At 65.3% G+C, this 13906-nt stretch carries 11 protein-coding genes and 1 pseudogene; 1 reads left to right on the top strand and 11 read right to left on the bottom strand.

Features of this window, described 5'->3' with window-relative positions:
* Positions 1-94 precede the first annotated feature (94 nt).
* The 7 genes from RAD15_RS01380 to RAD15_RS01350 form a co-directional block, all read right to left on the bottom strand.
* Positions 95-1207: a polyamine ABC transporter substrate-binding protein gene (locus tag RAD15_RS01380; protein WP_458173636.1), complete on the bottom strand. Its 1113-nt coding sequence runs from the start codon at positions 1205-1207 to the stop codon at positions 95-97.
* A gap of 7 nt (positions 1208-1214) precedes the next feature.
* Positions 1215-2396: an aminotransferase gene (locus RAD15_RS01375; protein WP_458173634.1), complete on the bottom strand. Its 1182-nt coding sequence runs from the start codon at positions 2394-2396 to the stop codon at positions 1215-1217.
* Between the two features lie 7 nt (positions 2397-2403).
* Entirely contained in the window at positions 2404-2730 is a 327-nt protein-coding gene (locus RAD15_RS01370; RefSeq protein WP_458173632.1) for a rhodanese-like domain-containing protein, read from the bottom strand.
* A 159-nt stretch (positions 2731-2889) separates the two neighbouring features.
* Positions 2890-4818 (bottom strand): potassium transporter Kup, encoded by a 1929-nt coding sequence (locus RAD15_RS01365; protein WP_458173630.1) that lies wholly within the window; start codon positions 4816-4818, stop codon positions 2890-2892.
* Positions 4819-4960: 142 nt separating this feature from the next.
* Positions 4961-6862, bottom strand: coding sequence for a potassium transporter Kup (locus RAD15_RS01360; RefSeq protein ID WP_458173628.1), 1902 nt, complete (start codon positions 6860-6862; stop codon positions 4961-4963).
* A gap of 169 nt (positions 6863-7031) precedes the next feature.
* The gene (locus tag RAD15_RS01355; RefSeq protein WP_018320942.1) at positions 7032-7862 is read right to left on the bottom strand and encodes an OmpA/MotB family protein; all 831 of its coding nucleotides are present in this window, start codon (positions 7860-7862) and stop codon (positions 7032-7034) included.
* 24 nt (positions 7863-7886) lie between these two features.
* Positions 7887-8660, bottom strand: coding sequence for a motility protein A (locus RAD15_RS01350; protein ID WP_018645542.1), 774 nt, complete (start codon positions 8658-8660; stop codon positions 7887-7889).
* A gap of 295 nt (positions 8661-8955) precedes the next feature.
* On the opposite strand from RAD15_RS01350, the gene RAD15_RS01345 reads away from it, so the two are divergent.
* Positions 8956-9249 carry a hypothetical protein gene (locus RAD15_RS01345; protein WP_458173626.1) on the top strand — a complete coding sequence of 98 codons (294 nt, stop codon included), beginning with the start codon at positions 8956-8958 and terminating at the stop codon, positions 9247-9249.
* A gap of 17 nt (positions 9250-9266) precedes the next feature.
* On the opposite strand, the gene RAD15_RS01340 is transcribed toward RAD15_RS01345, so the two are convergent.
* The 4 genes and pseudogenes from RAD15_RS01340 to RAD15_RS01325 form a co-directional block, all read right to left on the bottom strand.
* On the bottom strand, positions 9267-9986 hold the full coding sequence (locus tag RAD15_RS01340; RefSeq protein ID WP_208086134.1) for an RraA family protein: 720 nt from the start codon (positions 9984-9986) through the stop codon (positions 9267-9269).
* A 122-nt stretch (positions 9987-10108) separates the two neighbouring features.
* Complete coding sequence (locus tag RAD15_RS01335; protein ID WP_458173624.1) at positions 10109-10990, bottom strand: CDP-alcohol phosphatidyltransferase family protein; 882 nt, start codon at positions 10988-10990, stop codon at positions 10109-10111.
* Positions 10991-11077: 87 nt separating this feature from the next.
* Positions 11078-11797: pseudogene (locus RAD15_RS01330) on the bottom strand (phosphatidylserine decarboxylase); the annotation flags it as partial.
* Positions 11798-11860: 63 nt separating this feature from the next.
* Positions 11861-13816 (bottom strand): ABCB family ABC transporter ATP-binding protein/permease, encoded by a 1956-nt coding sequence (locus tag RAD15_RS01325; RefSeq protein ID WP_458173621.1) that lies wholly within the window; start codon positions 13814-13816, stop codon positions 11861-11863.
* Positions 13817-13906: the final 90 nt, after the last annotated feature.

Genomic DNA, 13906 nt, shown 5'->3' with positions numbered 1-13906 from the left:
CATTGCGAGGGAGCGAAGCGACGAAGCAATCCAGAGTGCCTCCGAGGAGAGATTCTGGATTGCTTCGCTTCGCTCGCAATGACGAGTGCGGCGCCTACCGCCCCGTCTTCACCTTGGTCCAGAGCCGGTTGATGATGCGCTGGGTCGTCGGCTCGCGCGCGGTGATGACGAACAGCTTTGCGAGCGTCGCCTCGTCCGGATAGATGTTCCTGTCACCAAGGATCTTCGGATCGACCAGCTTCTGGCTGGCGAGGTTGCCGTTGGCGTAGGACAGGAAGTCCGAGTTCTTGGCGGCAACGTCGGGGCGGTAGAGATAGTTGATCAGCTCGTAGGCCTCAGTGACGTTCTTGGCGTCCGCAGGGATCGCGAGATTGTCGAAGAACATCTGCGCGCCCTCCTTCGGGATCGTGTAGCCGATCTCGATGCCGCTCTTGGCCTCCGCAGCACGCGCGCGCGCCTGCATGATGTCGCCGGACCAGCCGACCACGAAGCAGATCTCGCCGGTCGCGAGCGCGCTCAGATATTCGGAGGAGTGAAATTTGCGCACCGACGGGCGAACCTTGGCGACGGCATCGGCGGCCTTCTCGATATCGGCCTGCTTGGTCGAGTTCGGATCGAGCCCGAGCCAGCTCAGCGCCGCCGGAAAGATGTCGTCGGCGGAGTCGAGCATATGCACGCCGCAGTCTTTGAACTTTGACAAATTCTCCGGCTTGAAGACGATGTCCCAGCTGTCGATCTTCGCATCGGGTCCCAGGATCTGCTTCACCTTGGCGACGTTGTAGCCGATGCCCGTCGTGCCCCACATGTAGTTGGCGGCGTAGACGTTGCCGGGATCGTAGATGGCGAGGCGCTGCGTCACCACGCCCCATGCGTTGGCGAGGTTCGGCAGCTTCGCCTTGTCGAGCTTCTGGAAGATGTTGGCCTTGATCTGGCGCTGCAGGAAATAGGCGGTGGGCACCACGACGTCATAGCCGGACTTGCCGGCCATCAGGCGCGTCTCCAGCGTCTCGTTGGCGTCGAACGTGTCGTAGACCACCCTGATGCCGGTTTCCTTGGTGAAGGCCTCAAGGACGTCAGGCGCCATGTAGTTCGACCAGTTGTAGAAGTTGACGACGCGCTCCTCGGCCCCTGCGGGGGCGGAGAGCAACGTCAGCGCCGCGGCGATTGCAAGACCGAGGCGAAACCCCGAGCGGCCGACGTTCGTCATCTCGGATCTACCTCTTGCGTCCGCGCACCGCGTCCGACAGCCGCTCCAGCGCGGTGTCGAGGGTCTCGTCCTTCTTGGCAAAGCAGAAGCGCACCACTGACGTCACCGGGTCCTGCTCGTAGAACGCCGAGACCGGGATCGCCGCGACCTTGTACTCCTTCACAATCCGCCAGCAGAATTCGGTGTCGCTCTCGTTGAGCCCGAGCGGCGACAGGTCGACGGTGAGGAAGTAGGTGCCTTGCGACTTCAGCACGGGGAAGCCGAGGCTTTCGAGGCCCTTGGTCAGGCGGTCCCTGCTTCGCGTCAGATCCTTGCGCATCGACAGGAAGTAGTCGTCGGACTTGCCGAGGCCGTAGGCGACGGCGGCCTGCAGGTTCGGCGCGGTGGTGAAGGTCAGGAACTGATGCACCTTGGCGGCGACGCGCAAGAGCGGCGGCGCGGCACAGACGAATCCGATCTTCCAGCCGGTCAGCGAGAAGATCTTGCCGGCCGAGCCGACCTTGATGGTGCGGTCGCGCATGCCGGGGATGGTGATCAGCGGGATGTGCTTGTGCTCGTCGAAAGTGACGTGCTCCCAGACCTCGTCGCAGATCGCGATGACGTCGAACTCCTGGCAGTAGCGCGCGAGCAGCTCGAGGTCCTCGCGCGGATAAACCACCGCCGAGGGATTCAGGGGATTGTTGAAGAGCACCGCCTTGGTCTTTGAATTAAAGACGCTTTTCAGCATGTCCTCATTCAGTCGCCAGTGCGGCGGTTCGAGGCGGACAAGGCGCGGGATGCCGCCGGCCTGGCGGATGATCGGCAGATAGGAATCGTAGACCGGCTGGAAGCAGACCACCTCGTCGCCGGGCTGGACCACGGCGAGAATGGCCGAGGTCAGCGCCTCGGTACCGCCGGAGGTGACCATCACCTCGCTCATCGGATCGAGCTTGAGGCCGTGCCAGTGGCCGTAATGGGTCGCGATCGCCTGGCGCAGTTCCGGCAGGCCCATCATCGACGGGTACTGGTTGTAGCCGTTCAGCGAGGCCTCGGCCGCGGCGCGGCGGATGTCCTCGGGGCCGGGATCGTCCGGAAAGCCCTGACCGAGATTGATGGCGGCATTGTCGCGCGCGGCCTGCGACATCGCCTCGAAGATGGTGACGGGAAGGTCGGCGAAGACCTTGTTCAGCGAAGCGCTCTTGGTCGTCATCGCGAGGTCAGCCACCGACCTTGCTGGGAAGCCCTGCCGCCTTCCAGCCCAGCATGCCGCCGGCCAGATGCTTGTCGTAGGGCAAGCCCGCGGCCTGCGCGGCGAGCGAGGCCGTCACCGAGCGTTTGCCCGAGCGGCAGGCGAACACGACCTCCTTGCCGGCGGGATCGGGGATCGCCTTGGGATCGAAGGTCGAGAGCGGAACCACGACGCCGTAGGGATAGGCCTCGGCGTCGACCTCGTTCGGCTCACGGACGTCGACAAGCAGATAGCGCCCTTCCGCGACACCCTTGGAGACCTCGTCCGGGGTCAGATCCTGCACTTGGTTTGCCACATCATCCTCCAACGTCGCGAGCCGCATGCCGGGGCGATCCCGGCCGGCGGCAACCTCGCCTCTCGGCTCACGAAAATCAAGCGCTACAAAGGCTTGAGCCGCGCGGCGCAAGTTAAAGCTAAATCGCAGCGACTTGAAGTGCGGGTTTGGCTGGCCGGCCTAGATCGTCACCTGCGTTCCGACCTCGACCACGCGGCCGCTAGGGATCTGGAAATAGTCCGTGGCATCGTTGGCGGAGCGGCTGAGCGAGATGAACAGCCGGTCCTGCCAGCGCGGCATGCCGGAATGGGCGGCGGGCTTCAGCGCTCTGCGCGACAGGAAGAACGAGGTCGACATGATGTCGAACTGCCAGCCGAGCTTGCGGGCGATCGCCAGCGCCTTCGGCACGTTGGGCGATTCCATGAAGCCGAACTTCAGCGTCACCTTGGAGAAGGTCGGACTGATCTGCTCCAGCCTGACGCGCTCGGCCGGATCGATGCGCGGGGTCTGCGCGGTCTCGATGGTGAGAATGACATTCTTCTCGTGCAGCACCTTGTAGTGTTTCAGACTATGCATCAGCGCGGTCGGGGCGCTGAGCGGATCCGAGGTCAGGAACACGGCGGTGCCGGGCACGCGCTGCGGCGGCCGCTTCTCCAGCATCGCCACGAGGTCGGCGAGCGGGAACTCGAGCTTGCGCGACTTCTCGAACAAGAGCCGGCTGCCGCGCCGCCACGTGTACATCAGGATGATCATGAGCGCGCCGAGCGCCAGCGGCACCCAGCCGCCCTCGAACACCTTGAGCAGATTGGCGGCGAGGAAGGTCAGGTCGAGGAACAGGAACGGCGCGATCAGCGCCCCGGCGGCGAGCGGCGACCAGCGCCAGACCTTCCAGATCACCACGAAACCCATCATCGCCGTGACCACCATGGTGCCGGTGACGGAGATGCCGTAGGCGGAGGCGAGCGCGCTGGAGGAGCGGAACAACAGCACCAGCAGCACCACCGCGACCAGCAGCAGCTGGTTGATGCGCGGGATGAAGATCTGGCCGGAATGGGCTTCCGACGTATGGCGAATTTCGAAGCGCGGCAGCAGGCCGAGCTGGATCGCCTGGCGCGTCAGCGAATAGGCGCCGGTGATCACCGCCTGGCTGGCGATCACGGTGGCGGCGGTGGCGAGCACGACCATGCCGCCGCGGAACCAGCCTTGCGGAAACAGCTGGAAGAACGGGCTCTCGATCGCGCCGGGATCGCCGAGCACGAGCGCGCCCTGCCCCAGATAGTTCAGCGCCAGCGACGGGACCACGATGAACAGCCAGGCGGTCTGGATCGGCCGCTTGCCGAAATGGCCGAGGTCGGCATAGAGCGCCTCGGCGCCGGTGACCGCCAGGAACACGGCGCCCAGCGTCACGAAGCCGATGATGCCGTGGTGGAGCATGAAGGACACCGCGTAGAGCGGATTCAGCGCGAACAGCACCTGCGGGTGCTGGATGATGGGGTGGATCGCCGCAATCGCAATCACCGCGAACCAGACGCACATCACGGGACCGAAGAAGGCGGCAACGCGGGCGGTGCCGCGCGACTGCACGGCGAACAGGCCGACCAGGATCACGACGGTCAGCGGCACGATGTAGGGCTCGAACGTCAGGGTGACGTCCTTCATGCCTTCGATCGCCGACAGTACCGAGAGCGCCGGCGTGATCACGGCGTCGCCGTAGAACAGCGCGCCGGAAATGATGCCGAGCAGGACGATGGTCGCCCCGCCGGTGCCGACCGCGCGCTGGGCCAGCGCCATCAGCGCGAGCGTGCCGCCCTCGCCGTTGTTGTCGGCGCGGAGCAGGATCACGACGTATTTGAGCGTCACCACGACGATGAGCGCCCACAGGATCAGGGAGAGCACGCCGAGCACGGCCGCCGGCGAGGCGACCCCTTCGACGCCCGAGGCCGCCGTCACGGCCTCGCGGAACGCGTAGAGCGGGCTAGTGCCGATATCGCCATAGACGACCCCGATGCTGCCGAGCGTCAGCGCACCGAAACCGGCCGTGGTGTGGGCGTCGCCATGCCCATTGGCCGCCGCCGTTTCCGGGGCGGGAACTGCTACGTCGCTTGTCATGGGAGAGCCTGATGGCCTCTAAAAATGCTTCACTGCACAACGGCGGAAGAGCGCGCGGGCTTATAGTCCTGCGCTGCAGGCATAGCCTAGCCCGATTTTGGGCCCTCACCATGCAAAATTCGCATAGGTCCGCCGATCGCGTTCAAATGGTGACTTGCGTGCCGACTTCAACCACCCGCCCGGTCGGAATCTGGAAATAGTCGGTGGCGTCGTTGGCGGACCGGCTCAGCGCGATGAAGATATGGTCCTGCCAGAGCGGCATGCCCGACTGCGCCGAAGCTTTAAGCGACCTGCGCGACACGAAGAACGACGTCGACATGATGTCGAACTGCCAGCCCTGCTTGCGCGCGATCGCGAGCGCCTTGGGGACGTTCGGCTGCTCCATGTAGCCGAAGCGCAGGCGGACCTTGGAGAACTTCTCGCTGATCTTCTCCATGCGGAACCGCTCGGACAAATCAACCCGTGGTGTATGCGCGGTCTCGATGGTGAGGATCACGTTGTGCTCGTGCAGCACCTTGTTGTGCTTGAGATTGTGCAGCAGCGCGGTCGGCACGAAAGAGGGATCGCTGGTGAGGAACACCGCGGTGCCCTTGACGATGTGCGGCGGCCGCTTCTCCAGGCTCCGGATCAGATCGTCCAGCGGCACCTCGATCCGGCGCGTCTTCTGGATCAGAATCCCCGAGCCCCGTCGCCAGGTCCAGATCGTCCCGGCCATGGCGGCGCCGAACAGCAGCGGCACCCAGGCGCCTTCGAGCAGCTTCAGGAGATTGGCGCTGAAGAAGCTGATGTCGACGACGACGAAAGGCACGATCACCGCCGCAGCCGTCGCGGCACGCCAGTTCCACAATTTCCAGATCACGACAAAACCCATGACGCCGTCGGCGACCATGGTGGTGGAGACCGCGATGCCATACGCCGACGCCAAATTGCTGGGAGTGTGGAACAGCAGCACCAGCAGCATCACGCCGATCAGCAGCAGCCGGTTGACGCGCGGCAGATAGATCTGGCCGGCATGGGTCTCAGACGTGTAGCGCACCTCGAAGCGCGGCAGCAGGCCGAGCTGCACCGCCTGATAGACCAGCGAATAGGCGCCGGTGATCACCGCCTGGCTCGCGATCACGGTCGCGGCGGTCGCCAGGCCGACCAGCGGCAGCACCAGATGCTCGGGCACCATGCGGTAGAAGGAATGTTCGATCGCACTCGGATCGGAGAGCACCAGCGCGCCCTGCCCGAAATAGTTGATCAAGAGCGAAGGCAGCACGAAGAACATCCAGGCCGACTGGATCGGCTTGCGGCCGAAATGGCCGAGGTCTGCGTAAAGCGCCTCGCCGCCGGTCACCGCCAGGAACACGGCGCCCAGCGTCACCAGGCCGATCGTGCCGTGCGACAGCAGGAATTGCAGCGCGTAATACGGATTGATCGCGGCCAGCACCGAGGGATCGTCGGCGATGTGGACAGCGCCCATCACCGCCAGACAGGTGAACCAGATCACCATCACCGGCCCAAAGGCCGAGGCCACCAGCGCGGTTCCCTTGCTCTGCACCGCGAACAACAGCGCCAGGATGAAGACGGTCAGCGGCACGACATAGTGCTCGAACGCGGGGGTGGCGAGCTTCAGGCCCTCGACCGCCGACAGCACCGAGATCGCCGGGGTGATCATGGAATCGCCGATGAACATGGAGGCGCCGACCACGCCGAGCGCGAGCAGGAACCAGCTCCGTCGCCCGAGCGCGCGCTGGCCGAGCGCCATCAGCGAGAGCGTGCCGCCCTCCCCGTTATTGTCGGCGCGCAACAGCAGCAGCACGTATTTGGCGGTGACGACGATAAAGAGCGCCCACAGGATCAGCGAGAGCACCCCGAGCACCATGCCCCGCGTGACTGCCTCACCATGGGCGGCCCCCCTGACCGCCTCGTGGAATGCGTAGAGCGGCGAGGTGCCGATATCGCCGAAGACGACGCCGATGCTCCCGAGCGTAAGGGCCCAAAAGCCTGATTTGACCGGTTGCCCGTCCTGGGTCTCGGCCTGTGTGATGCTCGCCGTCATGAAAGTGGAAAACGCTTCTTCCCTGGAATTGATCCGGCGCCTTTTGACGCTTCCTGCGCGCCTGTCAATCGGCACAGCATAGCAGGCATCGACACGCATGCGGTGACGACGCGGCGACCTCGTCGTTAGCGCGACGAGATGCCTCAGGTAAGATGGTAGCGCAAGAGGATTAGGGCTTCAGATTCGGCGGCAGCGGCGGATCTTCGCGCATCAGGGTGATGGTCACCCGCCGGTTGGCCGCGAGCGAGGGATCGTCCGGAAACAGCGGCTGGGTATCCGCCTTGCCGGAGACGGCGAAGATGTGGGACGGCGGCAACCCCTCGCGTTCGAGGATCTGGCGCACGGCATTGGCGCGGTCGGCCGACAGATCGAAGGCACCGTAATCGCTGCGGGTCGGCACGAATCCAGCCGCGGTGTGGCCGGCAATGGAGACGCGGAGTGGCGTTGCCTTGAGCGGTATGGCGAGCTTCTCGACCAGGCGGCGGGTGCGGTCATAGGGCACCTTGGAGCCGTCGGCGAACATCGAACGGCCGTCCTGGTCGACGATCTCGAGGTTGAGGCCCTGCTTGGTCTCCTCGAACATGATGTGCTTGGACATCTCGGTCAGTTCCGGCATGTCCTGCAGCGCCTGGCGCAGCGAAGCTGCGGCGAGCGCGAAATTACGGTCGACCTTGATCTTGGCGCCCGACGTGCGGTCGCGATCCTCCTGGTCCGGCGTCGGCGTGTTGGAGGCATCCTCGGGCTGGATGTGGTCGACGTTCTTCAGCCGCGGGCGAGTCGGCAGACCGTCGGACTCGACGATGCCGGCGTAGCGCGCCTCGCTCTGCACGCCGAAGGCATCGCGCATCGATCCCGCGACGATCTTCAGCTTGTTGGCGTCCTGCGTCGAGAATGCGACGAGCATCACGAAGAAGCTCATCATCAGGCCCATGAGGTCGGCGAAGGTCACGAACCAGCCGTGACCACCGCCGTGAGCATCGCCGCGTTTCTTCTTGGCCATATCTCGAAATCCCGGCGGGCAGGCTTACGCCGGCACCGGCTCGCCCTCGGCGTGGCGATGCTTCTCCGGCAGGTAGGCCAGCAGCATTTCGCGCACCAGGGTCGGGCTCTTGGAGTCGCGGATCATCAGGATGCCGTCGATGATCAGCGTGCGGTTGGTCTCCTCGTCGAGCAGCTTGCCGTGCAGCTTGTCGGCGATCGGCAGACAGAACAGGTTGGCGACGAGCGCGCCGTAGAGCGTCGCGAGCAGCGCGGTCGCCATGAACGGGCCGAGCTTGGAGGGGTCGGTCATGTTGGCGAACATCTGCACCATGCCGATCAGGGTGCCGATCATGCCGAACGCCGGGGCGCAGTCGCCGATGGCGCGGTAGATCTTGCTGCCCTCGTCGAGGTGCATCAGGAAGTTGTCGCGGTCGCGCTCGAGATTGTCGCGGATGAAGTCGAGGTCGTAGCCGTCGGCGACGTAGCGGATGCCCTTGGCGAGGAACGGTTCGTCGGTCTCGACCTTTTCGAGACCCACCGGGCCCTGCTTGCGGGCGATCTCGGCGATGCGGGCGAGCTCGTCGACGAGGTCGTGCGCCGACAGGCGGCTCATGGTGAAGGCGAACTTGGCGCCGAGCGGAAGGCCGTGCAGGAGCGCCGAGAGCGGAAAGCGGATCATGGTGGCGGAGATCGAGCCGCCGAAGATGATGATCATTGCATGTTCGGAGATGAACATGTGGAGATCGCCACCCATGAAGATCATCGCGGTGATGACGATGATGCCGGCCGTGAGCCCAACGCCCGTCATGATATCCATGGGAGACTCCAACGCGTACGCAACAACGGCCGTCCTGGCCGCTGGCGCGGCCCAACCCCGAACCGCATCAGGAACCCTAGAGCGCCACCCTTAAATCCGCGTAAAGGTTAAGTCCGGACAGCGTGCTACCCGCCGTTGTCGGGCGCCGCGATTGCCGTCCAGCGGCAGGAATTTCAACACTTCGCTAACCATAAATGCGCGCCGACGCGACGGCTGCGGCCCTGCGCCACATCGAGGCGAAAGATCATTTGGTGTCTTCTGGCCATGCGGCATGCCCATGGCGGGAGCCATTGCAATGTTGACGCTGTTCGGTCTTCTCACCGCGCTGCCGGCGGTGCTGGCGCTGCATCTGCTCGATCCGGAGCTGGTCCTGCCGGCGTTCAGCGTCCTGCTCTTCGTCGAGGCGGCCTTCGCCGTGATCGCAGCGCGTCTGTTGCGCGTTCCGGACAACGTGGACGACATCACCCTCTGGGATCTTGCCGGCGGCTTTGCCCTGATCGGATGCGCCGCCGCCGTCTTCGGCGAGCCGGATCAGGCCGCCCTGTTTCTGACGGAACAGCACGGCCCGCGGCCGGCATCGCGGCCGTAGGTCGTTCAGTCGCTTGCTTAGTGGATTTCCGCCGAGCGCTTCAGCGCGGCCTTCAGCTTCTCCAGCGAGAAGTCGGGGCTGCGGGCGATCTCCAGGATCGGCGTCTCGCGGCGGCCGCAGAGCTCGGCGGCTTCGGGCAGCTTTGCGGCGATGTCGAGCGGGATCACGATGGCGCCGTGCTGGTCGGCATGGATCAGATCGTCGGACTTCACGGTCATGCCGGCGACGCGGACCTCACCGCCAAAGCTCTCCGCATGCACCCAGGCGTGCGACGGGCCGATCGAGCCGGCGAGCGCCTGGAAGCCCGGGGCCCATTGCGGGATATCGCGGATCGAGCCGTCGGTGATGACGCCGAGACAACCGAGCGCCTTGTGCACGTTGCTCTGCACCTCGCCCCAGAACGCGCCGTAGCCGACATCGGGGCCGTCGATGTCCTGGATCACCGAGATGCGCGGACCATGACCGGTGCCGACATATTCGTAATATTCGATGCGGCGCTTCGACTGCTCTTCCGCAGGCAGCGAAGACTTCAGCACCGAGCGGATCGCGACCGTACGGGCATAGCCGACGATCGGCGGCAGGTCGGGGAACGGGCAGACCAACTGCTTGGTGGTGTAGCCGATCAGGCGGCGCTCGGGCGCCACGATCTCCATGGCATTGCAGATCGTCGGCGTGTCATAGCGGCCCAGCGCTTCGAGGACGGAAGCGGGCAGCGGCCCGGTCGCTTTATCAGTCACGGCGTTCTCTCCCAGATTGGCGGCCGCTGTTGGCGCGGTGCCGCCGGCACGAGGCGATATAGCCGAGATCGGGTCTCAACCCAACTCAGGTGGCCTCATGGCAGATATCCGCGTGTGGCCGCTTAGTGCAGCCGTCCGGGCCGGTCGTCCTCTTGCGGCGGCTCCGACAAATTGGCCAGCGTCGGCGCCGACGGCGGCGACGAGACCTCGCCTCCCGACGGCGCGCCGGCTTCCATCGCGCGCGCCTGGTCGCGATAGGATTTGTAGCCCAGCGGCAGTGCGAGGAGATACAACACCGTGCCCACCGAGAGCACGTGCCAGGGATAAGCGATCAGGATCGCGATGAAGACGATCACCGCGACGAACGCCGGCAGCACCAGCTCGGGCGGCACGCGCATGCGCTTGGTCTTGCCGGAGAACACCGGCAGGCGCGAGACCATCAGGAAGGCGATCAGCAGCGTATAGGCCGCCGTCACCGCCGCAGGGGTGCGGCCGAGATCGAGGAAGGCGACATAGATCGGCAACAGCACCGTGATCGCGCCTGCCGGTGCCGGCACGCCGGTGAAGAAATTCGCGGCGAAGGCCGGCTTGTTGGGATCGTCCATGGTGGCGTTGAAGCGCGCCAGCCGCAGGCCGCCGGAGATCGCGAACACCATGGCGGCGATCCAGCCGGCGTTGCCGAGCTCGTGCAGCTGCCAGAAATACAGCATCAGGCCGGGCGCGACGCCGAAATTGACGAAGTCGGCGAGGCTATCGAGCTCGGCGCCGAACTTGGACTGGCCCTTGATCATGCGCGCGATGCGGCCGTCGATGCCGTCGAGCGCGGCCGCGAACACAATGGCGTAGACCGCGAGCGACATCCGCCCCTCGATCGACAGGCGGATCGAGGTCAGGCCGGCGCAGATCGCCAGCAGCGTGATGACGTTGGGCACCAGCATCCGCACCGGGATCGGGCGGAACCGCCGGCGGCGCGTATCGGGGTATTTGAAGTCATAGGGCGTCATTGCTGGTCCTCACCTCAGGGCGAGATATAGCAAGCTGCGTTCCCCTGCGCCATTGCGGCGGAAGGCCCCCGAATACCGACTTATTGGTTAATTGGCGCGGTAGGCGCGGCTCGGGTCCTCGGCGGTCAGATCGGCCAAAATCGTCTCGCCGGCGATCGCGGTCTGGCCTTCCGACACCAGCGCCTTGGTGCCAACCGGCAGATAGACGTCGAGCCGCGAGCCGAAGCGGATCAGGCCGAAGCGCTCGCCGGCACCGATCGCCTGGCCTTCCTTCACGAAGCAGACGATGCGCTTGGCGACGAGCCCTGCGATCTGCACCACGCCGATCCGCGCCGTCGGCGTCGTGATGACCAGCGAGTTGCGCTCATTGTCCTCGCTCGCCTTGTCGAGCTCGGCATTGATGAACAGGCCAGGCCGGTAGGCGATGCGGTCCACCCTGCCCGCGATCGGGCTGCGGTTCACGTGGCAGTTGAACACGCTCATGAACACCGAGATGCGCGGAAGCGGCCGGTCGCCGAGCCCGAGCTCGGCCGGCGGCAGCGCCATGGTGATCATCGAGACGCGGCCGTCGGCCGGCGACACCACGAGCCCCTCGCGCACCGGCGTCACGCGCACGGGGTCGCGGAAGAACAGCGCACACCACACGGTCAGGATCGTGCCGATCCATCCCAGGGGCGACCACAGCCAGAACAGGACGAGGCTTGCCAGCGCAAAGCCGCCGATGAAGGGATAGCCCTCCTTGTGGATCGGCGGGATCTGACGCTGGATCGAATCGAGAATGGACATCGCTATCTGCCGCTCATGGGTTGATGGCGCGCGGGTCGTCTCGCGCCGGAGTTGTTTAGGCCAGAGTTGGGACCGGAGACAAGGTCACTCCGCGGCCGCCGGCGCCGTCAGGGCGTCGTCGACCGGCGGCGGCTCCCGGTTGGGCGCCTCGCTGGCATCGGCCATTTTGGCCAGTTTCTCGCGTGCCGCCTCGGCCTCGCGCTGCCTGTTCCACATGCTGGCATAGAGACCGCCCTGCGCGAGCAGCAGGGCGTGGGTGCCGCGCTCGGCGATCCGCCCCTGGTCCAGCACGATGATCTCGTCGGCACCGACGATGGTCGAAAGCCGGTGTGCGATCACCAGCGAGGTGCGGTTCTTCGCCACGCGGTCGAGCGCACCCTGGATCTCGTGCTCGGTGTGGGTGTCGAGCGCCGAGGTCGCCTCGTCCAGCACCAGGATCGGCGGCGCCTTCAGAACAGTCCGCGCGATCGCGACGCGCTGCTTCTCGCCGCCCGACAGTTTCAGGCCGCGCTCGCCGACCTGGGTCTCGTAGCCCTTCGGCGCCATGCGGATGAAATGATCGATCTGCGCCAGCCGCGCCGCCTCTTCGACCTCGGCGTCGTCGGCATCCCAGCGGCCGTAGCGGATGTTGTAGCGGATGGTGTCGTTGAACAGCACGGTGTCTTGCGGCACCATGCCGATCGACGCACGCAGTGAATCCTGCGTCACCGCGCGGATATCCTGGCCGTCGATCAGGATCTTGCCGCCGGAAACGTCGTAGAGGCGGAACAAGAGGCGCGAGATGGTCGACTTGCCCGCGCCCGAGGGACCGACGATCGCAACCGTCTTGCCGGCGGGCACCTCGAAGCTGATGCCTTTCAGGATCGGCCGCGTCGGCTCATAGGCAAAGCGCACGTCCTCGAAGCGCACCGTGCCGGCGGAGATCACCAGCGGCTTTGCGCCCGGCACGTCCTTGATCTCGGCCTCGCGGCCCAGCACGTTGAACATCTTCTCGATGTCGATGATGGCCTGCTTGATCTCGCGATAGACCATGCCCATGAAATTCAGCGGCTGGTAGAGCTGGATCATCATGGCGTTGACCAGCACGAAATCGCCGACCGTGTTGGTGCCGTTGCGGATGCCGATCGCGCACATCAGCATGGTCGCGGTCAGTCCCAGCGTGAAGATCACGGCCTGGCCGGTGTTGAGCACCGCGAGCGAGGTATAGGCTTGGATACTCGACTCCTCGTAGCGTGCCACGGAGCGGTCGTAGCGCTGCGCCTCTCGGGCCTCGGCGCTGAAATATTTCACGGTCTCGTAGTTGAGCAGCGAGTCGATCGCCTTGGTGTTCGCCTCGGTGTCGGAATCGTTCATCTTGCGGCGGATGCCGATCCGCCACTCGGTCGCGACGTAGGTGTAGTACATGTAGACCGTGACCGTGATCAGGGTCGCGACCACGTAGCGCCAGTCGAACTGCCAGAGCAGCACGGCCATCAGCAGCGTGACTTCGACGATGGTCGGGATCAGCTGAAGGATCACCATGCGCACGATGACCTCGATGCCCTCGCGGCCGCGCTCGAGCACGCGCGTCAGGCCGCCGGTCTTGCGCTCCAGGTGAAAGCGCAGCGACAGCTCGTGCATGTGGATGAAGGTGATGGTGGCGAGCTTGCGCACCGCATGCATGGCGACGCGGGCAAAGATGCCGTCGCGCCATTGCGTCAGCACCGCCATCACGATGCGCATCGCGCCGTAGCTCGCCGTCAGCAATAGCGGCGAGGCGATCACCCAGAGATGCCAGTTGCCCGCCTGCACCGGCGCGGTGTCGGCGCCGGTCAGCGCATCGATCGCCCATTTGAAGCTGAACGGCACGGCCAGCGTGATCAGCTTGGCGGCCAACAGCAGCACCAGCGACCAGACCACGCGCATCTTCAGGTCGAAGCGGTCGCCCGGCCAGATATAGGGCCACAGATGCGCCAGCGTGCCCATCAGCGTGGCCCGCTCCAGCGGCCCGCCGACGGGGTCAGGAACGTCGGCGCCGTCGAACGATTGAGGTTGGTCCATCAAAGAGCCTGAAAGCCCGCCGGATGCGGGCGTCACTGCGATTAACGATTTTCGCCTGTCATATAGAGCTTTCCCGATGCCCGCGCACCC

Source organism: Bradyrhizobium sp. 14AA (assembly GCF_054185205.1).
This window is presented reverse-complemented; position numbering and strand designations above follow the sequence as displayed.

Bases quoted from the DNA above. Each gene is read 5' to 3' on its own strand.
- RAD15_RS01380 (WP_458173636.1), bottom strand. From the start codon at position 1,207: ATGACGAACGTCGGCCGCTCGGGGTTTCGCCTCGGTCTTGCAATCGCC.
- RAD15_RS01375 (WP_458173634.1), bottom strand. From the start codon at position 2,396: ATGACGACCAAGAGCGCTTCGCTGAACAAGGTCTTCGCCGACCTTCCC.
- RAD15_RS01365 (WP_458173630.1), bottom strand. From the start codon at position 4,818: ATGACAAGCGACGTAGCAGTTCCCGCCCCGGAAACGGCGGCGGCCAAT.
- RAD15_RS01360 (WP_458173628.1), bottom strand. From the start codon at position 6,862: ATGACGGCGAGCATCACACAGGCCGAGACCCAGGACGGGCAACCGGTC.
- RAD15_RS01355 (WP_018320942.1), bottom strand. From the start codon at position 7,862: ATGGCCAAGAAGAAACGCGGCGATGCTCACGGCGGTGGTCACGGCTGG.
- RAD15_RS01350 (WP_018645542.1), bottom strand. From the start codon at position 8,660: ATGGATATCATGACGGGCGTTGGGCTCACGGCCGGCATCATCGTCATC.
- RAD15_RS01345 (WP_458173626.1), top strand. From the start codon at position 8,956: ATGTTGACGCTGTTCGGTCTTCTCACCGCGCTGCCGGCGGTGCTGGCG.
- RAD15_RS01335 (WP_458173624.1), bottom strand. From the start codon at position 10,990: ATGACGCCCTATGACTTCAAATACCCCGATACGCGCCGCCGGCGGTTC.
- RAD15_RS01325 (WP_458173621.1), bottom strand. From the start codon at position 13,816: ATGGACCAACCTCAATCGTTCGACGGCGCCGACGTTCCTGACCCCGTC.